The 25831-nt window shown below is 72.4% G+C and carries 22 protein-coding genes; 13 read left to right on the top strand and 9 right to left on the bottom strand.

What is annotated here, in order from left to right; translation table 11 throughout:
• Nucleotides 1-87 precede the first annotated feature (87 nt).
• Complete coding sequence (locus tag ABT112_RS01430; protein WP_351504275.1) at nucleotides 88-732, top strand: LysE family translocator; 645 nt, start codon at nucleotides 88-90, stop codon at nucleotides 730-732.
• A 152-nt stretch (nucleotides 733-884) separates the two neighbouring features.
• Here the strand turns inward: ABT112_RS01430 and ABT112_RS01425 are convergent, their stop codons facing one another.
• The 3 genes from ABT112_RS01425 to ABT112_RS01415 form a co-directional block, all read right to left on the bottom strand.
• On the bottom strand, nucleotides 885-1085 hold the full coding sequence (locus ABT112_RS01425; protein WP_351504273.1) for a type II toxin-antitoxin system VapB family antitoxin: 201 nt from the start codon (nucleotides 1083-1085) through the stop codon (nucleotides 885-887).
• 292 nt (nucleotides 1086-1377) lie between these two features.
• Nucleotides 1378-1638: a hypothetical protein gene (locus tag ABT112_RS01420; RefSeq protein WP_351504270.1), complete on the bottom strand. Its 261-nt coding sequence runs from the start codon at nucleotides 1636-1638 to the stop codon at nucleotides 1378-1380.
• Between the two features lie 267 nt (nucleotides 1639-1905).
• Complete coding sequence (locus tag ABT112_RS01415) at nucleotides 1906-2337, bottom strand: DUF7144 family membrane protein (RefSeq protein ID WP_351504268.1); 432 nt, start codon at nucleotides 2335-2337, stop codon at nucleotides 1906-1908.
• 380 nt (nucleotides 2338-2717) lie between these two features.
• Between ABT112_RS01415 and ABT112_RS01410 the strand changes: the two genes are divergently transcribed.
• The 6 genes from ABT112_RS01410 (at nucleotide 2718) to ABT112_RS01385 (ending at nucleotide 10767) form a co-directional block, all read left to right on the top strand.
• Nucleotides 2718-4298: a GMC oxidoreductase gene (locus ABT112_RS01410; protein ID WP_351504266.1), complete on the top strand. Its 1581-nt coding sequence runs from the start codon at nucleotides 2718-2720 to the stop codon at nucleotides 4296-4298.
• Between the two features lie 211 nt (nucleotides 4299-4509).
• Nucleotides 4510-5349 (top strand): SDR family oxidoreductase, encoded by an 840-nt coding sequence (locus tag ABT112_RS01405; protein ID WP_502975219.1) that lies wholly within the window; start codon nucleotides 4510-4512, stop codon nucleotides 5347-5349.
• A 99-nt stretch (nucleotides 5350-5448) separates the two neighbouring features.
• Nucleotides 5449-6765, top strand: coding sequence for an NAD(P)/FAD-dependent oxidoreductase (locus ABT112_RS01400; protein WP_351504264.1), 1317 nt, complete (start codon nucleotides 5449-5451; stop codon nucleotides 6763-6765).
• Nucleotides 6762-8339 (top strand): cytochrome ubiquinol oxidase subunit I, encoded by a 1578-nt coding sequence (locus ABT112_RS01395; RefSeq protein WP_502975218.1) that lies wholly within the window; start codon nucleotides 6762-6764, stop codon nucleotides 8337-8339. The genes ABT112_RS01400 and ABT112_RS01395 overlap by 4 nt, the downstream gene beginning before the upstream one ends.
• The gene (locus ABT112_RS01390) at nucleotides 8336-9364 is read left to right on the top strand and encodes a cytochrome d ubiquinol oxidase subunit II (RefSeq protein WP_351504262.1); all 1029 of its coding nucleotides are present in this window, start codon (nucleotides 8336-8338) and stop codon (nucleotides 9362-9364) included. Before ABT112_RS01395 ends, ABT112_RS01390 begins: the two co-directional genes overlap by 4 nt.
• The gene (locus tag ABT112_RS01385; protein ID WP_351504260.1) at nucleotides 9361-10767 is read left to right on the top strand and encodes a chloride channel protein; all 1407 of its coding nucleotides are present in this window, start codon (nucleotides 9361-9363) and stop codon (nucleotides 10765-10767) included. Before ABT112_RS01390 ends, ABT112_RS01385 begins: the two co-directional genes overlap by 4 nt.
• 198 nt (nucleotides 10768-10965) lie before the next feature.
• Here ABT112_RS01385 and ABT112_RS01380 read toward each other — a convergent pair whose 3' ends face one another.
• From ABT112_RS01380 to ABT112_RS01370, 3 genes are all read right to left on the bottom strand, one after another.
• Nucleotides 10966-11490, bottom strand: coding sequence for a GNAT family N-acetyltransferase (locus tag ABT112_RS01380; protein ID WP_351504258.1), 525 nt, complete (start codon nucleotides 11488-11490; stop codon nucleotides 10966-10968).
• A 167-nt stretch (nucleotides 11491-11657) separates the two neighbouring features.
• The gene (locus tag ABT112_RS01375; protein ID WP_351504256.1) at nucleotides 11658-12248 is read right to left on the bottom strand and encodes a helix-turn-helix domain-containing protein; all 591 of its coding nucleotides are present in this window, start codon (nucleotides 12246-12248) and stop codon (nucleotides 11658-11660) included.
• A 173-nt stretch (nucleotides 12249-12421) separates the two neighbouring features.
• On the bottom strand, nucleotides 12422-13027 hold the full coding sequence (locus tag ABT112_RS01370; RefSeq protein WP_351504254.1) for a hypothetical protein: 606 nt from the start codon (nucleotides 13025-13027) through the stop codon (nucleotides 12422-12424).
• A 281-nt stretch (nucleotides 13028-13308) separates the two neighbouring features.
• Here ABT112_RS01370 and ABT112_RS01365 point away from each other — a divergent pair, with 281 nt between their 5' ends.
• The 4 genes from ABT112_RS01365 (at nucleotide 13309) to ABT112_RS01350 (ending at nucleotide 18133) form a co-directional block, all read left to right on the top strand.
• On the top strand, nucleotides 13309-13881 hold the full coding sequence (locus tag ABT112_RS01365; RefSeq protein ID WP_351504252.1) for a DUF6417 family protein: 573 nt from the start codon (nucleotides 13309-13311) through the stop codon (nucleotides 13879-13881).
• A gap of 525 nt (nucleotides 13882-14406) precedes the next feature.
• The gene (locus ABT112_RS01360; RefSeq protein WP_351504249.1) at nucleotides 14407-14808 is read left to right on the top strand and encodes a hypothetical protein; all 402 of its coding nucleotides are present in this window, start codon (nucleotides 14407-14409) and stop codon (nucleotides 14806-14808) included.
• A gap of 350 nt (nucleotides 14809-15158) precedes the next feature.
• The gene (locus ABT112_RS01355; protein ID WP_351504247.1) at nucleotides 15159-16523 is read left to right on the top strand and encodes a serine hydrolase domain-containing protein; all 1365 of its coding nucleotides are present in this window, start codon (nucleotides 15159-15161) and stop codon (nucleotides 16521-16523) included.
• Nucleotides 16520-18133, top strand: coding sequence for an alpha/beta hydrolase (locus ABT112_RS01350; protein WP_351504245.1), 1614 nt, complete (start codon nucleotides 16520-16522; stop codon nucleotides 18131-18133). Before ABT112_RS01355 ends, ABT112_RS01350 begins: the two co-directional genes overlap by 4 nt.
• A 132-nt stretch (nucleotides 18134-18265) precedes the next feature.
• Here ABT112_RS01350 and ggt read toward each other — a convergent pair whose 3' ends face one another.
• On the bottom strand, nucleotides 18266-20125 hold the full coding sequence (ggt, locus tag ABT112_RS01345; RefSeq protein ID WP_351504244.1) for a gamma-glutamyltransferase: 1860 nt from the start codon (nucleotides 20123-20125) through the stop codon (nucleotides 18266-18268).
• A gap of 275 nt (nucleotides 20126-20400) precedes the next feature.
• On the opposite strand from ggt, the gene ABT112_RS01340 reads away from it, so the two are divergent.
• Nucleotides 20401-21267, top strand: coding sequence for a CAP domain-containing protein (locus tag ABT112_RS01340; protein ID WP_351504242.1), 867 nt, complete (start codon nucleotides 20401-20403; stop codon nucleotides 21265-21267).
• Nucleotides 21268-21413: 146 nt separating this feature from the next.
• Here ABT112_RS01340 and ABT112_RS01335 read toward each other — a convergent pair whose 3' ends face one another.
• Together ABT112_RS01335 and ABT112_RS01330 are read right to left on the bottom strand one after the other, a co-directional pair.
• Nucleotides 21414-23039, bottom strand: coding sequence for a sigma-70 family RNA polymerase sigma factor (locus tag ABT112_RS01335; protein WP_351504240.1), 1626 nt, complete (start codon nucleotides 23037-23039; stop codon nucleotides 21414-21416).
• Between the two features lie 352 nt (nucleotides 23040-23391).
• Nucleotides 23392-24387 (bottom strand): FkbO/Hyg5 family chorismatase, encoded by a 996-nt coding sequence (locus ABT112_RS01330; protein ID WP_351504238.1) that lies wholly within the window; start codon nucleotides 24385-24387, stop codon nucleotides 23392-23394.
• A 365-nt stretch (nucleotides 24388-24752) separates the two neighbouring features.
• Here ABT112_RS01330 and ABT112_RS01325 point away from each other — a divergent pair, with 365 nt between their 5' ends.
• On the top strand, nucleotides 24753-25499 hold the full coding sequence (locus ABT112_RS01325; RefSeq protein WP_351504236.1) for a thioesterase II family protein: 747 nt from the start codon (nucleotides 24753-24755) through the stop codon (nucleotides 25497-25499).
• The last annotated feature ends 332 nt before the right edge of the window (nucleotides 25500-25831 follow it).

The following is a 25831-nucleotide window of genomic DNA, read 5'->3' as shown; positions in this document are numbered from 1 at the left end:
TGATGCGTCGTAGCCGTCCGTGAACAACCCGGGCTGCTCCCGCACTTTGAGGTGTCAGCTGCCCCAGGAATGACCAGGAGTTGACCAGTGATCACTCTGACCGCGGTGGGAGGGGTGGCCCTGGTCGAGTTGGGCATGGCCCTGACTCCGGGACCGAACATGGTCCACCTCGCCTCACGCGCGATCACCCAAGGCCGCAGGGCGGGCCTGGTCAGCCTCAGCGGGACCGCCGTCGGGTTCCTGTGCTACCTGCTGGCCGCGGCTGCAGGCCTGTCCGCGTTGTTCGCCGCCGTGCCGGTGGCGTTCACGGTGGTCAAGTTCGCCGGGGCGGCCTACCTGGCCTACCTCGCCTGGGGCATGCTCAAGCCCGGCGGTCGCTCGCCGTTCACCCCGGAGCAGAACCTGCCCCCGGTCTCCGACGCTCGCCTGTTCTCCATGGGGCTGCTGACCAACCTGCTCAACCCCAAGATCGCCCTGATGTACGCCGCGTTGCTGCCCCAGTTCCTGGCCCCGCAGGCAGGCCCAGCCTGGGCACAACTGCTCCAGCTTGGCGGTGTGCAGATCGTCGTGGCGGTCACCGTGAACGCACTGATCATGCTGGGCGCAGCACGGGTCTCGGGGTTTCTGGTCGCCCGGCCCCGGGTCATGGCCGCCCAGCGGTTCACGGCAGGCGGCCTGCTCGGCGCTTTCGCGCTGCGCACCGCCGTGTCCCGTACCCCCGTCTCCGCCTGACCTGACCCTGACCGTGACCTGAGCGCCCGATCAGTCGAGCTGCCCTTCACGATGGTGCGGTCAACTGGTGTATCTGTGGTCGTTGAGCCACCGTCCCGCAGGAGCAGGGCGGTGGCAGGGGCGCACGGCCGGGACGCCGGACGCCCGCCTGGTCAGCCCTGCGGATCCTGCGGCTTGACCTCGACCTCGCGCAGGCTGTCGTCCTGGTGCTGGGTGCGGGCCTCGGTGCGGTGCCCGCGGGCGATGTAGTCCCGCACGACCGCCTCGACGGCGTCCTGGGGCGAGCCCACTCCGGCCAGGACCATGACCTCCACCACCAGTTCGGCGTCGAGGCTGATGTTGACCTCGGCCATGGGAACGCCCCCTTCGTCGGACGGCCGGACCCGCGCGCCGTCCTGGGCCGGCCGTGACCGTTGACCGTGACCGTGACCGTGTGGTGGCGCCGGGTGGCTCCACCGTACTCACGAGGCGCGGGCCGCTGCGGGTGATTCGCCATTCCGGGCGGATGCTGCGGAGCACCGGCCTCGGTCCGTCCGCCCTTCCGGCGGCCGGGGGCGTGGCCCCGGGCGAGGAGGGGAGCCGGTCTTCGTCTCCTGCGTGAAGACCAACTCGGCCGTGCGTCAGTGGGAATGACGCCTCATCACATCACGCCGGGAGATCGCCCGGGACTCCGCTGATCCGGACCAGGCCTTGCCTGCCTCCATCGGAGACCTTCACGTACAGCGTGTACGACAAGCCGCGCTCCCCGGCGAATTCGCGCGTCCAGAGCAGGACGTCCTCGACCGGGGAGTCGGAGATCTCGAAGTCATCGGACTGGTTGTTCACGGTGTCCAGGAACGAGACGCGGTACACCGCGTGGTCCTGCTCCCAGGAGGAGTCCCTGGGATCCACTGGCCGAATCTGCATGCGTCCACCGTACGGGCCGGGGACATGCGATCACCGTAAAGATCTTCAGGGCCCGGACCGGGGAGGGCGCCACCCGCGGCGCAGCCCCGGCGCCACCCCGGCGTGTCGGCCGCCGGGGTGGCGCGGGGGCGCGGAGAGCCTCGCTCACCGGCGCATGGGCTCCCCGCCCCGAGCGGGACCGGCCCCGTTGCGGCCGGTCCGATCCCTGCCCCGAGGGGCTTGCCGGCCGGACCGCGGTCCGGCCGGCAAGCGGCCCGGTCGTCCAGGTCAGAAGCGTTCCCGCGGCGCGACGCACAGTGCCCAGATGACGAAGCCGTACACCGCGATCAGCACGATCGACCAGAGCGGGTAGTACGGCAGGGACAGGAAGCACGTCAGGAGCAGCAGTCCGGCCAGCAGGACGCCGACGGCCCGCGCCCAGAGCGCGTCCCGGAACAGGGCGAGGCCCGCGAGCAGGGCCAGGGCTCCCAGCACGAGATGGATCCATCCCCAGCTGGACACGTCGAAGGCGAAGACGTAGTTCGGCGTGTTGACGAAGATGTCGTCCTCGGCGATGGCCATGATGCCGCGGAAGATGTTGAGGATGCCGCCAATGACCAGCATGACCGCGGCGAAGACCACCAGCCCGCTGGCCAGTGCGTCGGTACCTTCGGTGGGGTGGTCACTGCCCGCGTCGGGGCGCTCACGTGTCTGTGTCATGGGATTCCCTCGCTTCGGCTGGGATTTCAGCTTCCGACGGCGGTGCGGTGGTGTCCTCACCCGGACCGGGTGAAATCCCGTCGCGCCCCGGTGCGCCGGTGCCCCGGGCACCCGGGGCACGTACGGGCCCGGCCCCGCAGCGCGCAGCCTCCTGGGACCGGCCCGGTGACCTGGGGCTATGCCGTATTCGGCACAGCTGTGCGACCGGCCCGGAGCGCCGGTGCCGGCCCGGTCACGTGGCCTCACCCGGTGCGGGTGATGCGGGCCGTCCGAGGGGCGGGGGAAGCTGCCGGGAACGGCACCGGGAAGCGCGGCTGCCGGGCGGGCGCTGTCCCGGTACCCCGCATCCCCGTCTCCCCGCATCGACCCGAGGGGGTCCCGTGGCTGAGGACCAGGACTACGACGTCATCATCATCGGCACCGGTGCGGGAGGCGGCACCCTGGCCCACCGGCTGGCGGGGTCCGGCAAGCGGATCCTGCTGCTGGAGCGGGGCGGGTACCTGCCCCGGGAGCGGGACAACTGGGAATCGAAGGCCGTCTTCGTCGCCGGGAAGTACCGGGCCCCGGAGTTCTGGCTCGACAAGCACGGCCATGAATTCCCGCCGGAGGTCAACTACTACGTCGGGGGCAACACCAAGTTCTACGGCGCCGCCCTGTTCCGGCTGCGTCCGGAGGACTTCGGCGAGATCCGGCACCAGGACGGCATCTCGCCGGCCTGGCCGCTCCGGTACGAGGAATTCGAGCCGTACTACACCCGGGCCGAACACCTCTACCGGGTGCACGGGCGGCACGGAGAGGACCCCACCGAGGGGCCGGCGAGCGCGCAGTACGCCCACCCGCCCGTCCGGCACGAACCACGCATCCAGCAGCTCAGCGACGACCTGGAGAAGCGCGGCCTGCACCCGTTCCACCTGCCGATCGGCGTCGACCTCACCCAGGACGAGCAGGGCGAGGCGACCCGGTCCAGCGTGTGCATCCGCTGCGACCGGGTCGACGGCTTCCCCTGCCTGGTCGGCGGCAAGTCCGACGCGCAGGTGGTCTGTGTCGACCCGGCTCTGGAACACGCCAACGTCCGCCTGATCACCCACGCCCACGTCCAGCGCCTGGAGACCGACGACTCCGGACGCCGCGTCACCGGGGTCGTCGCCCGGGTTGCGGAGGAGGACACCGTCGTCTTCCGGGCGGACATCGTCGTCGTGGCGTGCGGAGCGGTGAACTCGGCGCTCCTGCTGCTGCGTTCGGCGAACGACCGGCACCCCCGCGGCCTCGCCAACAGCTCGGACGTGGTGGGACGGCACTACATGCGGCACAACAACCTGGCCCTGATGGCCGTGTCGAAGGAACCCAACGACACCCGCTTCCAGAAGACCCTCGCCGTCAACGACTGGTACCTGGGCTCGGAGGACTGGGACTACCCGCTGGGCGGCATCCAGATGCTGGGCAAGTCCGACGCCGAACAGATCCACGCCGAGGCCCCGCGATGGGCGGGGTCCCTCGCGCCGGACATGCCGTTCGAGGTACTCGCCCACCACGCGGTCGACTTCTGGCTCTGCGCCGAGGACCTTCCGCTGCCGGAGAGCCGGGTGACGCTCGACGGCGACGGCCGGGTCCACCTGGCGCTGGACGAGGGGAACAACGTCGTCGCCCTCGAGCGGCTGCGGCGCAAACTGCAGAAGATGCTCGGACACCTCGGCATGCACGAGCACCATCTGCTGTCGCACAGCATCTACCTGCACAAGGGCATGCCGATCGGCGCCACCGCGCACCAGGCCGGGACGGTGCGGTTCGGCACCGACCCCCGTACCTCTGCGCTCGACACGGACTGCAAGGCCCACGACCTCGACAACCTCTACGTCGTGGACACCAGCTTCTTCCCGAGCATCGGAGCGGTGAACCCGTCCCTCACCGCGATGGCCAACGCCCTGCGCGTCGGTGACCACATCGCCGAACGTCTGCGGTGACGGGCCGACGGGGCGACGGGCCGACGGGGCGTCACCAAGGCGAACGATGCCCGTACACCGCACCGGGCACCGTTCGCCTTGGGCCATTGGCTTGACGTCTCTCGTCCCGGCGGGCGAATGACGCGGGGTGATCCACGCCGCGCGTCCCCGGTGGTGTTCTCTTCGACCGTGGAGACCCGGGACCTTCCCGTCCACCGGTGAGGAGACGGCAGTGAGCACCAGCACCCGCGAGGACCGCAAGGACTTCTCCGTACCGCTGCTCCGCGGTCAGAAAGCACTGGTCACCGGGGCCAATTCCGGGATCGGCAAGGCGACCGCGATCGCACTCGGCCGGGCCGGCGCGGATGTCGTCGTCAACTACGTGGCCGACCGGCCCGCCGCCGAGAGCGTGGTGAAGGAGATCCAGGGGTTCGGCGTACGGTCCTACGCGCACGAGGCGGATGTGTCGCAGGAGGACCAGGTCGTCGGCATGGTCTCCCGGATGGTCGACGAGCTCGGCACCATCGACATCCTCGTCGCCAACGCCGGACTCCAGCGCGACGCCTCGCTCACGGACATGTCCCTCGACTCCTGGCACAAGGTCATCGAGGTCAATCTGACGGGGCAGTTCCTGTGCGCCCGGGAAGCGGTCAAGGAATTCCTGCGCCGCGGTGTCGTCCCCAAGGTCTCCCGCTCCGCAGGCAAGATCATCTGCATGAGCTCGGTCCACCAGATCATCCCGTGGGCCGGCCATGTGAACTACGCGTCGTCCAAGGGCGGCGTGCAGATGCTCATGGCGACCATGGCGCAGGAACTCGCCCCGCAGAAGATCCGGGTGAACGCCATCGGCCCCGGCGCCATCAAGACACCGATCAACCGCGACGCCTGGGAGACGCAGCAGGCCGAGGCCGACCTCATGACGCTCATCCCGTACGGCCGGATCGGCGTCCCGGAGGATGTCGCCGACGCCGCCGTCGTTCTCGCCTCCGACCTGCTGGACTACGTCATCGGCACCACCCTCTACGTCGACGGCGGCATGACGCTCTTCCCCGGATTCGCCACGGGCGGCTGACGGCATCTCAGCCGCGGCCGTCACCTCATCGGACGGCCCGCGCGGGCACCGGCGCCGCGGCGGACGCAGACCCGGCCGGGACGGACAAGGGAGAACAGCGTGCAGGACCATGTGTCGCCGCGGCGGGTGGTGATCGTCGGCGGCGGATTCGCCGGTCTGTTCGCCGCGCGGGAATTCCGCCACTCGCCCGTCGCGGTGACCCTGGTCGACCGCTGCGCCCACCACCTGTTCCAGCCCCTGCTCTACCAGTGCGCCACCGGCATCCTCTCCGAAGGGCAGATCGCCCGGCCCCTGCGGTCGGTACTCCGTCGGCACCCCAACGTCCGCTGTGTCCTGGCCGAGGCCACCGGCCTGGACGCCGCGGACCGTGTGCTGTACGCCGACCGGCCCGACGGGACACGGCTGGAGCTCCCCTACGACGACCTGATCGTGGCGGCCGGGGTACGGCAGTCCTACTTCGGCCACGACGAGTTCGCCGCGCACGCGCCCGGCATGAAGACCCTCGACGACGCCCTGGCGATCCGCCGCCGGATCTACCGGGCGTTCGAGCTGGCGGAAGCCGCCACGGACCCGGAGGAGCGGGACCGCTGGCTGACGTTCGCCCTGGTCGGAGCAGGCCCCACCGGGGTGGAGCTGGCGGGGCAGATCCGCGAGATCGCCACCCGCACCCTCGACCGGGAGTTCTCCGCGATCGACTCCGGCCGGGCCCGGGTGCTGCTCTTCGAGGGCGGGGACGCGGCACTCGGCTCGTTCGGACCGGAACTCGCCCGGCGCACCGAACGCACCCTGGCCCGGCTCGGCGTCGACCTGCACCTCGGCACCCTGGTCACCCGGGTCGACGACCGGGGCCTGACCGTCCGCTCCCGGGACGGCGCGACCACCGACATCCCGGCCGGAACCGTGCTGTGGACCGCGGGCGTCCAGGCCCCGCCGCTGGCCGACGCGCTGGCCCGGGCGACCGGAGCCGAGCAGGACCGGGCCGGACGCATCGTCGTCGACCCCTACCTCACCGTCCCCGGGCACCCCGAGATCCGGGTCGCAGGCGACCTGATGAGCCTGAACGGACTGCCCGGCCTCGCCGAGGTCGCCATGCAGGCCGGGCTGTACGCGGCCCGGCAGATCCGGCACAGCGTCGAGCACCGCACCGCGGCACCCCGCCCCTTCACCTACCACGACCTGGGCAGCGCCGCCTACATCAGCCGCGGCCGGGCCGTCGTCAAACGGGGCCGGCTGGAGGTCTCCGGCGTGCTCGCCTGGCTGATCTGGCTGTTCATCCACATCGCCTTCCTGACCGGGTTCCGCAGCCGGCTCGGCGCCCTCCCCACCTGGCTGATCGTCTTCCTCACCGGGAACCGCCGGGAACGCGCCTTCACCTCCGGGGCCCTCGCACCGCACCGGGCCGGGCGGCCCACATGAACCTCGCCTCGGGACTGCAGCTCGCCTCGGAACTGCACCGTGCTGCGGAACTGCACGTCGCTTCGGGACTGCACCTCGCCCCCGGGCACATCACGGGCACCGCCCCCGCCCAACTGCTGCCCGCCCGGGAGCTCATGGCCTTCACCCTCGCCTCCCACATCCTCCTCGTGCCGTTCGGCGTCGCCCTGCCGTTCCTCACCCTGCTGATGCACTACCGCGCCCTGCGCAAGGACGACGCCGTCGCCCTCCTCCTCGCCCGGCGCTGGTCCGCGATCATGGCTGTCCAGTTCGCCGTGGGCATCGTCACCGGCACCGTGCTGTCCTTCGAGCTCGGCCTGCTGTGGCCGGGGATGATGGGCCGCTGGGGAGACGTCTTCGGCATCGGATTCGGCGTGGAGGCCTGGGCGTTCTTCCTCGAGGCCGTCCTGATCGCCATCTACCTGTACGGCTGGAGCCGGCTGAAGCCGTGGACCCACTTCTGGCTCGGACTGCCGCTCCCTGCCGCCGCCCTGATGGGCGCCTTCGGCATCCTCGCCGCCAACTCCTGGATGAACACCCCGCGGGGATTCCGCCTCGACAGCTCGGGCAGCCCCGTCGACGTCGACCTGCGGCGCGCCGTGTTCACCCCCATGTTCGGCCCGCAGTACTGGCACTTCGTGATCGCGATGGTCCTCACCGCCGGATACGTCGTCGCCGGGGTCTACGCGGTCGGCTGGCTGCGCGGCCGCCGGGACCGCTACCACCGGCTCGGGTTCACCCTGCCCTTCACGGTGGCCGCCGTACTGAGCCCGGTGCAGTTCGTGGTCGGCGACTCCATCGCCCGCAGCGTCTACCAGAAGCAGCCGGTGAAGTTCGCCGCCACCGAACTGGTCTGGCGGACCGACACCCACGTACCGGAGTACCTCTTCGGCCGGATGCACCCCGACGGGTCCGTGACCGGCGGCATCAAGATCCCCCAGCTCGACTCGATCCTCGCCGGCTTCAGCCCGGACACGAAGGTCACCGGGCTGACCTCCGTTCCCGCCGACGCCCGGCCGACCGCCCGGCAGGCCACCATCGCCCACTGGGCGTTCGACACCATGGTCGTCCTCGGCTCCCTGCTGGCGCTGCTGGCCCTCTGGTACGCCTGGAGCTGGTGGCGGCGGCGGGACCTCCCCGCCTCGCGCTGGTTCTTCCGGTGCGCCGCCTGCGCCGGGGTGGCCTGCCTGGTCACCGTGGAGTGCGGCTGGATCACCACCGAGGTCGGGCGCCAGCCGTGGATCGTGTACCAGGTCATGCGGGTGTCCGAGGCGGTGACCACCACCCGCGCCGCGGCCCTGTGGGCGATGCTCGGCGTGGTGGTCGTCGTCTATGTGTTCATCTTCGGCGCGTTCCTCGCCGTCGTCCTGAACATGCGCACCCGGTGGCGGATGGCCGACGACGGCCTGGCCGGGCCCGGACCGCGCGGCGACAGCCCGGAGGACCACACGCCGTACGGGCCCGCCCCGGAACCGGCCGCGGCCCGCGCCGGCCCGTCCGGCGGCACCCCTCCCGGACACACGCCTTCCGACCGGCCCCCGGGTGGAACCCCATGATCGAGGCCGTCATCGCCTGGATTCTCCTCCTGGCCGTCGCCGCCTACGCCTGCGGCGGCGGCACCGACTACGGCGCCGGCTTCTGGGATCTGGTGGCCGGCGGAGCGGACCGCGGCAGCGCACCCCGCCGGCTGATCGACCACGCCATGGCGCCGGTGTGGGAAGTGAACAACGTCTGGCTGATCTTCGTCCTCGTCCTCATGTGGACCGGCTTCCCCGAGCTGTTCCGCATCGTGTTCTCCGCGATGTGGCTGCCGCTCGCGCTCGCCGTCGTCGGACTCGTCCTGCGCGGCGCCGGGTTCGCCCTGCGGAAGCCCACCCGGCGTCTGGCGGGACGGCGGGTCTACGGGGCGGCGTTCGCCATCTCCTCCGTGCTCACGCCGTTCTTCCTCGGCGCCGCGGTGGGCGGCGTGGCCACCGGCAAGGTCGGCACCGGAACCACCGCCTCCGCAGATGCCTGGTCCAACCCCACCTCCGTCATCGCCGGACTGCTCGCCGTCGCCTCGAGCGCCTTCCTCGGCGCGGTCTTCCTCACCGGCGACGCCCGCCGGCTGGGCGAGGACGCCCTCGTCGCGTACTTCCGCCGCCGCGCCCTGCTGAGCCTGGCGGTGCTCGCCGTACTGGCCCTCGTCGGCCTGCGCGTCACCCGCGACGACGCGAGCCACGTCCACTACGGACTCACCCACGGGACCGGACTCGTGCTCGTCGCCGTCGCCGCCGGATGCGCCGTCGCCACCGCGCTGCTGCTCCTGCGGGACGCCACCACCTGGTCCCGCGTCACCGCCCTCGGCTCGGTCGCCCTGGTCGTGGCCGCATGGGGGATCGCCCAGCGGCCGTATCTGGTGCCCACCTCCCTCACCGTCGCCGAAGGCGCCGGATCCTCGGCGACGCTGCGGTGGCTGCTCGTCGTCACCCTCGTCGCCGTCGTGCTCGTCGGCCCCGCCCTGGTGTTCCTCTACTGGCTCGACACCCACGGGAAGCTCCAGCCGCTCACCGACGCGGAACTGGCGGACGAGCCCTCATGACGGCGCCCACCCCGCCGGCCCGGGAACCGCAGCCGCCCGGCCCGGACCGGCTGCGGGAGGTGCTCCGCAGCCCCGGATACCTGCGCGGCCTGGTCTTCTGTGCCCTGATCGGCGTCCCCGTGTCCCTGGCGGCCTTCTGGTTCCTGGTGGGCATCAACGAACTGGAGCACGCCCTCTGGGACGAGCTGCCGCACGCCGCCGGATGGACGGATCCGCCCTGGTGGTGGCCGCTGCCGCTCGCCCTGGTCCCCGGAACCGTCGTCGCCCTCGTCGCCACGCGCCTGCCGGGGAAGGGCGGTCACATCCCCGCGGACGGGCTCCACGCGGGAGGCGCCACCGCCGAGGCCCTGCCCGGCGTGCTGCTGGCCGCCGCGGCAAGCCTGCCGTTCGGGGCGGTCCTGGGCCCCGAGGCACCGCTGATCGCCCTGGGCGGGGGCCTGGCCCTGCTGTTCAGCAAGCTCGTCCGGGCCGAACAGAGCACGCAGGGCAGCGCACTCCTCGGCGCCGCGGGGGCCGCCTCCGCACTCTCCGCGATCTTCGGCAACGCGCTGGTGGGGGCCGTGCTCCTGATCGAGGTCAGCGGAGTCGGCGGCACACGACTGCTGCTGATCATGCTGCCCGCCCTGCTCGCCAGCGGGGTCGGCTCGCTGGTGTTCACCGGCTTCGGCCAGTGGACCGGATTCGAGACCGGCAGCCTCGACATCGGACTGCCCACCTCCGGACTTCCCGACGTGGGCGATGTCGCCTGGGGGCTGCTGCTGGCCGTGGCCGTCGGCGCCACCACCCATCTGGTCCTCGCGGGCGGACGTCGGGCGGAGCGCTTCGTCGCGGCCCGTCCCGTCCGGCACACCCTGATCTGCGCGGTCGCCGCCGCGGCCTGCTGCGCCCTGTACGCGGTGGCCACCGGCCGCTCCCCGGCGGACGCCGCCCTGTCCGGGGAGGCCGCCCTCGCGGACATGGCGTCCGATCCCACGAGCTGGGCGACCTGGGACCTGGTGGCCGTCCTGGCGTGCAAGGCCGTGGCGTACGCCCTGTGCCTGGGCAGCCTGCGCGGTGGACCGGTGTTCCCCGCACTGTTCCTGGGCGGCGCGGCCGGACTGCTGTGTTCCCCGTTGCCCGGTTTCGGCGTCGTCCCGGCCATGGCGGCCGGCATGGCGGCGTCGGTCGCCTCGGTGCTCCGGCTGCCGGTCAGCGGTCTGCTGCTGGTGGTGCTGCTCCTCGGCGGCGTGAAGATGGTGCCGGTCGCGGTACTGGCAGCGGTGGCCGCGATCGTCACCACCGAACTGCTGCCCCGGAGCCTGGGGCGCGGGCGGGCTTCGGCTGCCGGGGGCGGTGGAGGAGGCGCGGACGCCGGAGGCGCCGGTGACGGCGGTGACGGCGGGGGGCGGCCGCAACCGGCTTGAAAGGGAGGGAGGTTCGGTGCCGCGGGATGCTGTGGCTCTGCGAGAGGCCGATGACCCGGGGCAGATCGAGACCGGCGAACCCGAAGCGCTGGACGGCGGCTGCCGCCTCGCAGACCGGCCCCGTCCCCAGCGCGCGGTGTCACTCCGCCCCGAGGCCCCCGCGCATCTCGGTGCCGGATGCCGGCTCTGCACCAGTGCTCAAGCGAGCTGCTTGTAGTAGAAGCTGCAGTCGCGGAGCGTTCCGGCCGGGTCGGTCGCATAGTCGGGGACGACGCCGTACCGGCTCCAGCCGGCGGAGCCGTAGAGGCGGTCGGCGGCGCTGTCCGTCTCGGTGTCGAGGAGCAGCAAGGTCACTCCGGTGTCGGCCGCGCCTCGTTCGGCGGTGGCCAGCAGCGCCCGGCCCAGCCCCTGCCCCTGGGCGCCGGGGTGCACCATGAGTTTGACGATCTCGGCCCGGTGACGGCCGTTCGGCTTGGCCTCCACAGCGAGGCCGACCGTGCCGGTGAGGTCGCCGTCGGGCCCCTCGGCGGCCCACACCGCGAGGCTGCCGTCGGCCACGGCGGGCTGCCGGGCGGCCCACCAGGCCGCTGCCGCACTCCGGTCGAAGGGGGTGCGGAAGCCGAGCGAGGCGCCTTCCGCGACGACATCCGTGAGCAGGCCGGCCAGGCCGCTCACCGCGGCCCGGAAGTCGTGCGGCGACAGTCGGGTGATGGAGTGATGCACGGGGGTCCCTCGGCGGGTCGGTGATGCGGTGGGGCGGGGAGCAGCGGTGGCGGGAGAGCCGACGTGGCGGGGCGGCGCGGGGGCCGGCTCGCTCCGGGCAGCCGCGCTCGCGCCCGGTGCGGCGGCCCCTGACACGGCCGTCTTCGGAGGGGTGGACGAGGCGCCGCTCACGGCAGGATCACCAGCACCGCGTACCGGACCGAACCGGGGCCGGGGTTGTGGAATCGCGACTGCCCCCACAGCCGGAAGCGCAGACAGTCGCCCTCCCGCAACGCGTGCACCGCGCCCGCGGCGGTGACGTCGAGCGCGCCGTCCAGCACCCAGATGTGCTGCTCGACGCCGGGGACGGGCGGCTCGTCGTAGGAGATGTCGGCACCCGGCCTCAGCAGGCCCTCCACCACCTCGCCTCGCAGGCCGGGAAGCGGTGGGGAAACCGAACGCCGGGTGAATCCCGACTGCCGGTCCTGCCAGACCGTTTGCTGCGCGGCCCGGACCACCTGCGGGGAGTCCGACTCGACTTCGGCCAGCAGCTGCGACATCGTCCGCCCGTACACGGCGCACAGGGAGCCGAGCAGCGTTGCCGTCGGGCTGATCTCCGCCCGTTCCAACCGGGACAGCGTGGAGCGGCTGATGTCCGTGTGCCGGGCCAGCTCCTCCAGTGACCAGCCCCTGTCCGTGCGCAGCTCGGCGAGCCGGGCGGCCAGCCGGCCTTCCAGCCCTTCGGTGCCCCGGCTCGGGGACGCGGAGTCGGTTCTCATATCTGGGACGTTATCCCGAATCTGAGAAGTTCGTGGTGGATTTCGTCGAGAAGGCTCGCGGCTCAGGTATGCAGGGGGCGGCCGGTGCCCGGGCGGAGGGCGCGGAGGCCTCGCAGGAACGCGCACTCGGAAGGCCTGGCACGCACCCCGAGGCGAAGCGGAGGGCGTGGCGGTCAGACCGTCACGGTGGTGGTGACGCGCACCAGAGCGGGCGTGCGGGGCACCGAACCGAATCCGAACCGCACGGGAGGGTCCACGGGGGCGAGGGCGCCGAGATCCCGCCCGTTTAGGAGCACGGTGGCGCTGCGGAGCCGCGCGTGGTCCCGCGCGTCGTACCGCTCCCGCCGTCCGCCTCCCGCGGTGCCCCGGGTGCGCACCCCGGGCAGCAGCAGCCGGGCGGCGCCATTCACCAGTGCGGCCCAGCCGGGCAGCGCGGCAACGGGACGGGGGACCACGCGGAGGAGGACGCCCAGGGCGCTGCGCCTGCCGACGCCGAAGCGAAGGCTCAAGGAGCCCGCCTCGACCGTCCACGCGGCCCCTTCCGCCGTGACCGTCACCGGGACCACGAGCACCCGGTCGAACACGTAGGTGGTGGCGACGAAGTCCGCGATGTCCGGGGCAGGGGCGAGCAGCAGACGCTCGCCGTCCGGCTGCTCGATCATCACGTCGCTGAACGGCCCGAAGGGCGAGCTCGACCAGCGGCCCAGCACCACACGCGTACCTGATGAAGTCCCGATCCCGACGATCCAGCCGTCGAACCGCAGGTCCCTGCCGGTCACGGGGCGCCTGCCCGTCACGGGGTCCTTGCCCGTCATGGTGGCCGGGTGCCCCGAAAGACAGGATCAACCCAGGTGTGGCAGGGCTGTTCCGGCCGATGCGGGAGATGCCGAGCCGTTCGTGGGTCATGTCGCGGGCCGCATCACCGGACGCGGCTCATCGACGGGCCCCGCGGAGTTTCGGCGCCTTTCCGATGCGGCGTCGACGGAGCGGTTTCGCCGACCGCCGCCGGGAACACCTGCCCGGCCGATACATTCGGCCTCCGGCGAAGGAAAGGGATGCGGTGGGGATCAGCGACTGGCAGCGCACCACGCTCATGCAGGTGCGGGACGGGCAGGCCGGGACCGGTCACGGCTGGGTCACCGAGAAGTCCGGCATCAACAGGGAGTCCGTCGAGGCACTGCAAAGGCTCGGTCTGTGCGAGACCGCCGACTACGCGGTGCGGGAGAGGATGGAGCCGCAGCCGGTCGAGTGGGCGGCGCGGCTCACCCCCGACGGCCACGACGTGCTGCTCTTCGCCGAGGCTCGTCGCGAGGGACCGCCACCGCACCGAACCGGGAGCGAGCCGACGCCCGGGCACCGCGAAGTCCTGCTCCGCCCGGGCGAGATGACCGCGCTGCGGGTCTTCCTCCACCTCGCCGGGCATCTCCGCCTCGACCCCGCGCCCGGCCTGGCCGACGCGGTCCGCGACGCGCGCTTCCAGAACACGGAGAACCGCTGGGCGCTTCATGTGACGCACGCCCAGATGCACTCGATCGCCCGCGCTTTCCACCTCGAACGCCTGACGGGCCACGCCACCGCGTCCAATCGTTTCGCCCGCGAGTACGGCATTCGCTATCCGCCGGAGGAGTCGTAGCTCGTTCCTCGCGACCGGAGTGGCGTCTTCGTGGCTGCGCTGGTCGAGGCATCCACGTCGGCCGGAAAGGGAGTCGATTCCCCGTTCCTTGGTGAATTCCACCGGGCAATGGGAGGCCCGGCGGATGCGGAGGGTTCCGCTCGGGGAGTTCGTGTGGACGGCGCGGGTGGGCCCTGCAACGCGGGGGCCGGTGGAGGGCGGCCATCATGCGCGCTCCGAACGGAATGTGTTCCTCCCACGTACGATGCGAACTCTGCTCGGGACGGGAGGCCCCGTGCGGACCCGGCCCGGCCTTCCGTTGCGTGACGTGCGGTGACGGTCGATCCGTCCCGGAGTGCGGGTGCCTTTCTAACGGCTCCGGCCATCCGGTCCCGGCGGGGAGGCGAGGTTCACCGAGCCTTCTCCGACGCCTTCCGGACCTCGGTGTTCCGAGTTGTGGGGCAGGCGGAAAGGGCTAGGGTGAGGTCGTCGTTCATCGACCGATTCACGGGGCAGGAAAAGAATTTGAGTATTTCACGGAAAGCTGTGACCGGTTTCGTTGCGGGCGGAGTCGCGACTGCGGCCCTGTTCGCCGGAACACCCGCGCACGCGGTGAAGAAGGAGCACACCGTTGCCGATGCGTCGAACACGCGGGCCATGGTGCTGATGGCCGACACGGCGACCGACAAGGTGTATTCCGTGTCCGGGGTGTACACCACTCCGGAGCGGGGTTCCTACTACGTGCGCAAGATGGTGAAGAAGCCCGGCGAGCCCGCCAAGGCGTGGGGCGGCTGGGAAAAGGCGAAGCGTGACGCGGAACCGGACCACCTCGGATATCCGCACCGTTTCACCTGGAAGCTCGCGGCGGACGGCGTGAAGTTCCCGAACGGGACCCGCGTCTCCGTCCAGATCAAGGGCCACGGCTCCTCGCCGGCCTTCGCGATCTGATCCGGAGCACCACGCCAGGGCCGCCCGAGCCATCGGGCGGCCCTCCGTCGTGTCCGGGTGACACGGTGGTGTTCCGGCCCTTCCGGGCGAGGCCGGGAAGTGGGCGACGGTGCCGCGCCGTTGCCGGCGCCGGACGGTGCGCCGGCCGCTGTTCCCGCATCGCCGCCGGAGTGGTCACCGGGCCGACGGCGCATCGAAACGGCGCATCGAAACGGAGCATCGGCCACCGGGGGTTCTCCCCACCGGAACCCGCCTGCTCACCCCCGGGACGGCCCGGGAGCCGTCCGGTGGACCGGTCCGGTGGGGAGCGCCATGGTCGCAGGGGCCCCGGTCCGGAAGGCTCCTGAGGCATGACAGAGACCACCGGCGCGCCATCGGACGCCCGTCGGCCGGGGGCCCAGCCGTCCGGTCCGCCGCCATCGGTGACCGCACGCCACGCCGTGACCGGCCGCCACCCCACTCCTGGGCGCCGCACCGCCGCGCCCCTTTCCTGCGGCAGCCCCGGTCCCACCCGACGCCAGGTGTTCCGCGGGCTCTCGGCATCGGCCGTCGGCGTGCTGGCCGTCGGCGCCGCCGCCGGCACCGGCCACGCCGCACCGTCCCGTACGCCCCGCGACCCGAGAGCACTCGATCGCGCCGCGGTCCGCAGGGAACTCAGCACGCTGATCGCCACCCAGAACCTGCCGGGCGCCCAGGCCGTCATCACCGATGCCGCGGGCCGGGTGACCGAGATCGGGGCCGGAGCCGGTGACCTGGACACCGGCCGGCCGTTCCCGCACCGCTCGCGGCTTCGGGTGGGAAGCAACACCAAGTCCTTCATCGCCACGGTCGTGCTCCAGCTCGTGGCCGCCGGGCGGGTCGTGCTCGACGCGCCGGTGGAGCGCTACCTGCCCGGGACGCTGCACGGCAACGGCCACGACGGACGCCGCATCAGTGTCCGCCGGCTGCTTCAGCACACCAGCGGCCTCCCCGACTTCGAGCAGGTCGTGGATGTGGAGACGCCGGGCCACCGCCGGCCGGAGCAGGTCGTGGCCCGGACGCTGCTGCGGTACCCGCCGCGCTTCCCGCCCGGTGCACGCTGGGAGTACTGCAACCTCAACTACGTCCTCCTCGGCATGCTCATCGAGCGGGTCACCGGGCACTCCTACGAGCACGAGGTGGAGCGCCGGGTCATCCGGCCGCTCGGCCTGCCCCACACCTACTGGCCCCGCTGGTCCGAGCAACGGCTGCACGGCCCTCACCCGACGCCGTACCGGCCGACGGAGAGCGGCGGTCACCGCGAAGTCACCTGCGTCAATACCTCCGGGATCGGGGCGGCAGGCGCCCTCGTCTCCACCGGGCAGGACCTCACCGTCTTCTTCACGGCACTGCTGTCCGGCGCACTGCTGCCGGCGGCCCAGCTCGCGCAGCTGCGGGCGACCGTCCCGGCGGATCTCGCCCGCGGAGCCGAGTACGGCCTCGGGGTCGCCCGCTATCCGCTGGATCCGGCCGCGGGCGGCGGCTGGTTCTGGGGACACGGCGGCACCCTCCCGGGCACCCGTACCCGGGGCGGCGTCGGGGCGGACGGCCGAGCCGTGCTCGTCGCCGTCAACGAAGCCGCGACCGGTCCCGACTCCGCCCAGGCCGTGACCGACACGGTCGGCCGGATCTTCCGGCACGTACCCCGAAAGGCAGCCGTGCACCGGCGACTTCCGACGGAAGGTGGCTCCGCATGACGGCCCCGCGCACCGCACGCATCGCGGCGGTCGGCATCCTCGCCGCGGCGACCGCGTTCACCCTGTTCCCCGGCTCCGCTCCCGCGGCGCCCCGGCCCGGGAGCGCCGCCCGGCTCGCCGGACCCTCGTCGGGCACAACGCCGCCGGCCGCCATCCGGCCGGCCGCCGCCACCGGCTCCGACTCCCTGCGGCGCTTCACGGAGCAGCGCCCCGACTGGCGCACGTGCCGGCACAAGGAACTCGACGAGGCCGGTGCCCGCTGCGCCACCATCCGGGTGCCCCTGGACTACCGGAACCCGGAAGGGCGCACGATCACCGTCGGCTTCTCCCGGATCGAGGCCACCGACACCCGGCACCGCATCGGCGTGATGATGCACAACAGCGGCGGCCCCGGCGGCATCACCCTCGACATGCCGCTGTTGTCCGTCCCCGCCATGGGTCGCGAACTGGCCGCCCGCTACGACCTGGTGGGCATGGACCCGCGGGGCGTGGGCCGGAGCAGCGCCCTGCACTGCGGAACCTCCGGGCACTGGCTCCGGTCGGCGGGCTACGACAGCGCCGGCTTCCGTGCCCAGGCCCGCTACGAGGCCCGGCTCGTCGACGGCTGCCGCAAGCGATACGGGAAGAAGGTGTCGTACCTGCGGCACTTCACCACCCGGAACACCGCCCGCGACATGGATCTGCTCCGAGCGGTGCTGGGGGAGCGGCGGACGTCGTACTTCGGCATCTCCTACGGCACCTATCTCGGCGCCGCGTACGCGAACATGTTTCCCGGCCGGACGGACCGGCTGCTGCTGGACAGCGCGATCGACCCGGCCCGGTGGAACGTTTCCACGTTCCGCGACGCCGCCCCGGCGAACGAGAGGTTCCTCGACGCCTGGGCACGGTGGGCGGCGCGCCACGACGGAACCTACGGCCTGGGACGCACCGCCGCCGAGGTCCGGGCGCACGTCGAGGGCATCGCCCGCCGGGCCGCCCGGGAGCCGCTGACCGTGGGCCGCTACACCGCCGACGGCCAGGTCGTTCCCATGGTGCTGGCCGCCACGATGGCCGACGACCGGCAGTTCGCCCGCGCGGCGGAGAACATCCGGGTGCTGTACGACGCGTCCCGGGGCCGCACCGTGCGCCCCACCGAGGATCTCGCCCTGTTCCTCGGCCGGCCCACCGCCGACATGGACACCCAGAACTCGCTGCAGCTCGCCCTGCAGTGCGGGGACGCCCGGGCACCCCGCGGCCTCGCCTGGTACCGGAGGAACGTGGAGCGCAGCCGGGCGAAGGCACCCCTGTTCGGCCCGCTGTTCAACGCCGTCAACCCGTGCGCCTTCTGGCCGGGCGAGCCGCTGGAACCACCGGTGCGCACCGGCAACGCCGCACCCGGGCTGATCGTCCAGGCCACCGGCGACCCCCGCACCAGCTACGGGAACGGGCTCGGGCTGCACCGCAGGATGCCCAACTCCCGCATGGTCACCATCCGGGCCCAGGTGCACGGGGTGTACGGCATGTACCCGAACCGCTGCGTCCGCCGGACGGTCAACGACTACCTGCGGACGGGCGAGCTGCCCGCCCGGGACGCCGTCTGCGGGAAGGACCGGGGGCGAGGAGCGGGCTGACACCCGGCAGCGGCCGGGGCCTCCGCTCCCGGCGCGGGCTCCGGTCGGCTTCCCCCCCCCAAGGGCCCCGAACAGCAAGCGTCCCGTCCACCCGGCGCGAGCAGTGCCGGGTGGACGGGACGTGCGGTGAGGTCAGCGGTTCTCGTGGAGCACCATGGCCGAGCCGCCGCCGCGGCGTTCGGGCTCGGCCACCGCGGTCATCCGCCCGTCGCGCCGGAACTCCAGAGCGGCCGCCGCCCCGATCTCCGGAGCGGGAGTGAAGGCCTTCGGCGCGAGCACGAACCTGTGGCCGAGACGTTCCAGCCGCTTGCGCTCCGGCGACTTCAGGAAGGCGGGCTCGGCCTCCGTCGCCTCCTGGTTCCGCTGGGAGATGCGCGGCGCGGCGACCGCCTCCGGCAGCGACATCCCGAGGTCGAGCCGGTTGACGAGGGTCTGGAGCACCGTGGTGATGATCGTGGCACCGCCCGGCGAACCGACGGCGAGCTGCGGCTTGCCGTCCCGCAGCACGATCGTCGGCGACATGCTGCTGCGCGGACGCTTGCCCGGGCCCGGCAGGTTCGGGTCCGGGGTGCCCTTCTCGAGCGGCGCGAAGTCGAAGTCGGTGAGCTCGTTGTTGAGCAGGAACCCGCGCCCGGGCACGGTGATGCCGGAGCCGCCGGTCTGCTCGATCGTCAGCGTGTAGGACACCACGTTGCCCCAGCGGTCCGCCGTCACCAGATGGGTGGTCGACGGTCCCTCGTGCGGCTGCTTCGTGCCGGTGCCCCGGTCGCAGCCCGCGTCGGGACGGCGCGGGTCACCGGGGGTGAGCGGACTGGTCAGCGCCTTGTCCGGACGGATCAGGCAGGCCCGTTCCGCGGCGAACCTCTTGGACAGCAGTGCCCGGGTGGGCACCTTCGAGAAGGCCGGGTCGCCCACCCAGCGGTTGCGGTCGGCGAAGGAGATCCGGCTGGCCTCCAGATAGCGGTGGAGGGCCTGGGTCCGGTCGGCCTTCGACAGCCCCTTCTTCTCCAGGATGTTCAGCGCCTCACCGACCGTGGTGCCGCCGGACGAGGAGGGTGCCATGGAGTAGACGTCCAGCCCGTGGTAGCCGGTGCGGGTCGGCTTGCGGGGGACCGGCGAGTACGCGGCCAGGTCGCGCTCGGTCATCAGGCCGGGCCGGGCCTTGTGGTCGGACCCCGGGGCCATCGGCGGCTTCCGCGCGGTGCGCACCACGTCGCGTCCGATGCCGCCGTGGTAGAGCGCGTCCACGCCGTCGCGGGACAGCTCCCGGTAGGTCCGGGCGAGATCCGGGTTGCGGAAGAGGGAGCCGACCACGGGAAGCTTCCCGTTCGGCAGGAACAGCTCCTCGGTGGACCGGAAGTGGCGGAACCGCTTCTCGTTCATGGCGGTCTGGGCCCGGAACTCGTCGTTGACCACGAAACCGTCGTCCGCCAGCCGTGTGGCCGGCCGCAGCGTCTTCGACAGGGGCATCGTCCCCCAGTCGTCCAGGGCCTTCTGCCAGGTGGCCGGGGTCCCGGGAACACCCACGGACAGACCCGAGTTGACCGCCTCCTCCGACGGGAGGGGCTTGCCCGTGGCGGGGTCGAGGAAGGAGTCCTCGCGCATCTTCGCCGGGGCGGTCTCCCGGCCGTCGATGGTGCGCACCTTCCGGGTCTTCGCGTCGTAGTACACCAGGTAGCCGCCGCCTCCCGCCCCGGCGGAGTAGGGCTCGACCACACCGAGCGCGGACGCGGTCGCCACCGCCGCGTCCACGGCGTTGCCACCCTTGCGCAGCACCTCCAGCCCGGCCCGGGACGCGTACGGGTTCACGCTGGAGACCGCGCCTCCGCTGCCCCGGGCGACCGCCTTCTTGGGCGGCGGCTCCAGCCCGGTGGCGGAGGCGGCCGGCGCGCCGTCGGCGGACGAGGACGGGGCGACCACGGTGTGGACGATCAGGGGAAGTGCCAGCGCGGTCACGGACGCGGCAACGACAACGGCACGGCGGACAGCCATGGAGCCTCCGGGGACTTCGGTCGAGGGGTGCCCGAAACCTTCGCAGCGTTGGGGCGGGCCAGCAACGTCGACGCGCAAGATTTGCGCGGGATCTGAGGTTCCCGGCGGGTAACCGAGCGGCCGGCCGGTCCCGGGAGATGTCCCCGTTTTCCGGCGGGCCGGCCCGTCCGCCACAGATTCTCCAGCCGCTCTGCCGAAAAGTGTTATCGCCGTACTGCCATCCGCTCTCCTGTGGGCCGGACCGACCGGCGCAGCACCCGAGAGAGCGAGCAGCCATGCACCACGAACACGACGACGACACCCGCACCCTGGCCCCGGTCACCGGCACCGGCGGTGACCGGCGGGCGGGACGGCGCGGCCGGCGGGCCCGCGCCCGGCGCCTCCCGGGCGGCATACCGGCGGTGGCGGGAGCCCTGGTGGTCGCCGCCGCGGTGGGCGGCGGCGCTTACGCCCTGAGCGGGCCGGACGACACCGGGCGGGACGCACCGGCCGCCGCGTCCGTGCGCAACGTCCCGGCCGCCGACGCACCGTCGAGCCCCGAGGCCACCCCCACCCCCGCCCGGACCTCCGCCTCCCCGAAGCCGCGCCCCTCCGCGAAGGCCCGGACCGAGCGGTCCGCACGGCCCACCGCGACGCCCCGGAAGCCCCGCCGCACCGCCACCCCCACGCCCGCCACCGGCGGGGACACCGCCCGGCGCACGGAACGGAACACCCGCACCCCGCGCACCACCGGCGGCGCCCCGGCCACGGGCCGTGCGGCGGAGGCCGTGACCCGGATCGTCTCCCTCGCCAACGCCGAGCGGGCCCGGGCCGGCTGCTCCCCGCTGCGCGTCGACCGCCGGGTGCAGGCCGCCGCCCAGGCGCACGCCGACGACATGGCAGCCCGCAACTACTACGACCACGCGAGCCCCGAGGGAGGGCAGGCCGACGGCCGGATGCGCGCGGCCGGCTACCCGGCCGGAAAGTGGGGGGAGAACATCCACAAGGGCCCGAAGGACCCCGCGACCGCCATGCGTGACTGGATGAAGAGCCCCGCCCACCGGGACAACATCCTCGACTGCGGCTTCAAGGACTTCGGTGTGGGGGTGAACTTCAGCGGCAACGGGCCGTGGTGGGTGCAGAACTTCGGCACCAAGGGCTGACCCCGGCGGCCCCGGGGGCGTGCGCCCGGGAGGCGGGGGCCGGCTGCGGCGCCACGGCTGACCCCGGCGGCCCCGGGGGCGTGGCGCGCACTCAGGGGTCCTTGTCCTGCCCGCCCGGGGCGCGGCGCTCATAGGGCAAGGCCCCCTCAGCCCGGCTCGGCGAGCTCCTGGACCCACAGCGTCCCCCCGGGGCCCGGCACCGCGGCGACCCCGGTGTCCCGGTACCGGCAGTCGAGCATGTTCTCCTCGTGGATCGAGCCGTCCGTCCAGGAGTCCACCACCCGGGCGGGGTCCGACGGGCCCCGGTTCAGGTTCTCCGCCCAGCGCGACCAGTCGTAACCCGCCGCCGAGATCCGGGCGTCGGCGTGTTGCCCCTCGGGGCTCGCGTGGTCGTAGTAGTGGCGGGCGGCCATGTCCCGGGCGTGCGCGCGGGCGGCCGCGGAAAGGCGCGGATCGATGCGCAGCGGCGCGCAGCCGGCGTCCGCGCGCGCGGCGTTGACCAGGGAGGTCAGCCGCTGTTCCGGCCCTGGATCCGGCTCCTGCCGTGGCGCGGCGGGGGGCGTGCGGGACCGCCGGGACGGTTCGGCGGCCCTCGGGGTCCGCTTCGGCGGCGGGGACGGGGGCCGGGCGGTGGTCGTGGACGGAGTGGGGGTGGGCGCCGGGGACTCGGTGACGGGCGTGCGGGTGGACGGTGGCGCGGCCACGGACGGACGTTCCGCCGGAGCCCTTCCGGACGGCCAGAGCAGGGCCAGGAGAACCCCGCCGGCCAGCAGCCCGCCGGCCACCGCGGCGGACCGCTTCGCCCGGCCGCCCCCGGCCGCATGCGGGCCGGACGCACCGGGTCCCGGCGGCTGGACGTCCGTCGAACCGGAGCTCGGCCGCTGGGCGTCCGTCGTGGCGGAGTTCGCCGCCGGGATCTGCGGTCCCGCGAAACCCTCCGTCGGCAGGGCCGTTCCGTGGGCGACGGTCCCGGCCGGGCCGGACAGCCACGACGGGGTGCCTGCCCCGGACAGCGGAAGGACCAGGGCCAGCCCCGCGAGCAGTCCCTCGGCGGGAACGAGATCCGTCCAGTGCCCCGCGCAGCGGCGGCAGGTACGGGCATGGCGGGCGATGCGTTTGCGCCACAGCGGTGCGGGCCGGCCGTCCCAGGCCGTGGTGACGGTGGCCAGGGTGGGGCAGCGCGGAGCGGTGGCGAGGGCCCGCACCACCACCCGGGCGACCTCCAGCTGGTCCTTCATCCGTTTGACCCGGACCGCGGTGTGCTGCGGGGCGGTGTCCAGGGCGGCCGACAATTCCGCCCGCGTCAGTGTGCCCGCCGCCTCCTGCCACCACAGGGCCAGCAGATGGCGGTCGTCGGCGTCCAGCCAGCGGGTCGCCTCCGCCACTTCGCGGCGCTGCCCGGAGAGACCGAGGCGCAGGATGGTGAGATCCGTGAAGTCGCCCGTGGGGTCCGGGGCCTCCGCCGCCAGGTCGAGGGAGGTGACGGCCGTCTGCTGCCGGGCATTCCAGCGGCGGCGTATCTGGTTCATGGCGATGGCGACGAGCCAGGAGCGGAAGCCGGTGGGCTCGCGGAGCCCGCCGAGTCCGTCCAGGGCGCGGAACATGGTCTCCTGCACCACGTCGTCCACATCCGCGTGCCCGTCCAGGGCCCGGCCCACGATGTTGTAGACCAGCGGGAGACAGTCGGAGACCAGGCGCTCCCGGGCGTGCGGGTCCCCTGCCCGGGCCGCGGTCACCAGTTCCGGTAGGGGGATGTCGTGCCTGTTCTGCACTGTGCTCGTCCTCGCTCGTTCGGCCCCGTCGTACGGAGATCCGTCGGCGTCGCGCGGATGACGGAAAACCGGGAGCCGAACCGTCCGGACGCGGCGGACGGGGTCGGCCTCCCGGACGGTTCGGTGGGACGGGCGCAGGGCGGTGGGGGCGACATCGAAGCGAGTACCGTCCCGCACGGCAGTGGTGGCCGGCCGGGAGCCCGGCCGGCCACCCCGAACGCTCCGCGGCCGGCCGTAGGGCAGGGGGTGCGGTCCGCCCCCCCCGGACCGGCGGGCCGTGCAGGTGCCGGGAGCCGGGCGGTCCAGGGCAGTCGGCGGTCCGGGGGAGACCGGCGGTCCAGGGGAGTTCGGCTCAGCCGATGACGCCTTCGATCTCCACGAGCAGGTCGGAACGGCAGATGTCGACGGTGAACCAGGCGATGTCCGCCGACGGGTGGAAGGCCTCCTCGCAGGCCTGCCGGACGCGCGCCATGTGCTCCGGGTGCCGGACATAGACCTTCACCTGGGAGAGGTCAGTGAGTTCGTACCCCTGGGAGACGCCGTGCTGCGCGAGGTTGGATCCGCTGATCAGACGCTCGATGTTCTCCAGCGCCACCTGGCACTGCTTGTCGACGCTGTCGGCGTGAACGGTCTGATGGCCGAGAATTCCGGCGGTACCCGAGATGTAGAGCAGATTCTCGTCCGGGCCCGCGCCCCGGGGAGCGAGATGGGTGGCCCGGGCGAAACTCGGCGACTTGGGCCCGTATTCGACCGGATAGTTATAGGCGGGAATCTGGCGCGGATTCTCGATATTGACCCGCGTGCCGGTACGGGAGGCGAGAAAGTAGAACGCGACGCCCCCACCGAGCGAACCGATGCCGGTCGCCGAGGGCATGTCCCGGCCCTGCGCGGTGTACTGCTCGAATGCCTGCGCCCGGCCGCGGCAGAAGTCGCGGTAGACCTCGAGCCCTTCCCCGTTGGGTTCGTTGATCCGGCCGATGAGGTTCCACATACGGAAGATGCTCTGGTGGCCGAGCCGCTCGACGAGGTCGAAGGCCGCCGCATAGGCGGCGCGGGTGGCGTCGGTGTAGAGCTGTTGCTCGGGTATGTGCCCGGCGCAGAACAGATAGTCGTCGTTGTAGGAGTAGTGCAGGCCGTTCTCGGTTCCGGTGCGGACCGGCCGGTCGACCGTCCACCGCTCCGTGCGTGCCTGGTCCGCCGTTTCCGTCATGTGGACGCTCAGGACCGGGGTATGTCCGGAGGTAAGCGGAGTCGAGACCTCCGGGCCGTACACGACGTCGCCGATCACGAACCGGCCGGACTGAATTCCGGATTCCCGGCCGGGGACGAGGTACTCGCATCGCAGCATTGCAGTTCTCCAACACGCCGCGGTCAGCGGCCCGGTGATGAGGTGGGTGTGAGAGGGAAGGCGTGGGGGTGGCACGCGGTGGCGCACGGCGAAAACCGGCCCGGGGTGCAGGACGCACGCCGACGGGCTGTCGCGCACTGACCTTACGACACCGATCGTTCTCGGACACAAAGAATGCCGACCTGGTCAACTTACCCCGTATGCCCAACAGTTGTGAAACCGGTCACAGCAGTGCCCGTCAACAGGCGTCCTCAGCAGGGGAGATGGTTCCCTCAGGGGCTCATAGGATTTCGGATCCCGATGGTGTTCGAAGCGGCGCTCGTAGGGTTACGAGCGTTGCCCGCGACGAAGGACGAGACAGCCCGATGACCGTACACACCGACCGCGACAACGCCTGGATCCAGCGATTCGGAAGCTCCTCCTCCGGTGATCTGTCCCTGGTGTGCTTTCCGCACGCCGGAGGGGCCGCGAGCTTCTACCACCCGCTCTCCCGGATGCTGCCCTCGTCCGTGAACATGCTGGCCATCCAGTACCCGGGGCGTCAGGACCGGCGCGCCGAGCCGTGCGTGGAGAACCTGGCGGAACTGGCCGACCGCGTCCACGAGGTGCTGCAGCCGCTGACCGGGCAGCCCCTGGCCCTCTTCGGCCACAGCATGGGGGCCACCCTGGCGTTCGAGGTGTCCCGGCGGCTGGAGGAGCAGGGTGTCACCCCGGCGCATCTCTTCGTGTCCGGCCGGCGCGCCCCCTCCCGGCACCGCTCGGAAGGCGTGCATCTCCGCGACGACCAGGGCCTCATCGAGGAGTTGAAGGAGCTCAGCGGCACGGACGTCAGGCTGCTCGACGACGAGGAGCTGCTCCGCATGATCCTTCCCGCGCTGCGGGGCGACTACAAGGCGGCCGAAACCTATGTCTACCGGCCGGGGGACCCGCTGACCTGCCCGGTGACGATGTTCACCGGCGACGCCGACGCCCGGGTGAGCGCGGAGGACGCCGCGGCGTGGCGCGAACACACCACCGGTTCCTTCGAGTTGATGACGTTCGACGGCGGGCACTTCTTCCTGACCGGCCACATGCAGCGCATCACCGAAGTGATCACCAACGCGCTGCGCTGAGCGGCAGGCCGAGCGTTGTGTGCGGCGGCGGTCCGGCTTCGAGGGCCGCCGCCGGCGCGGCTCGCCGGCGCCCTGTGTCATGCCTTGAGGGGGATCGTGTGGTGATGCCCCCTCCCGCCGGGGCTGAGCGGTGAAGCCCGCGGAACGTGCCTGAGGGTGGGCTGTCCCGGCCTGCGGAGCGATGCCTGAGGGGCCTTGTGAGGTGTGACGGCCCATCAATTTGCCCGCCCAGATGTCAGATCATGCACGGATGGGACCTGCGTCACATTGACTTTGTTCGACGCAAGTAAAAAAATCGTCATTTGATGGGGCCATGTCCTCATCAGGAGAAA

It is taken from the genome of Streptomyces sp. NPDC002055 (genome assembly GCF_040296705.1).
Lineage (GTDB): Bacteria > Actinomycetota > Actinomycetes > Streptomycetales > Streptomycetaceae > Streptomyces.
The sequence above is the reverse complement of the archived record's forward strand: the minus strand, read 5'-3'. Positions and strand labels throughout refer to the sequence as shown.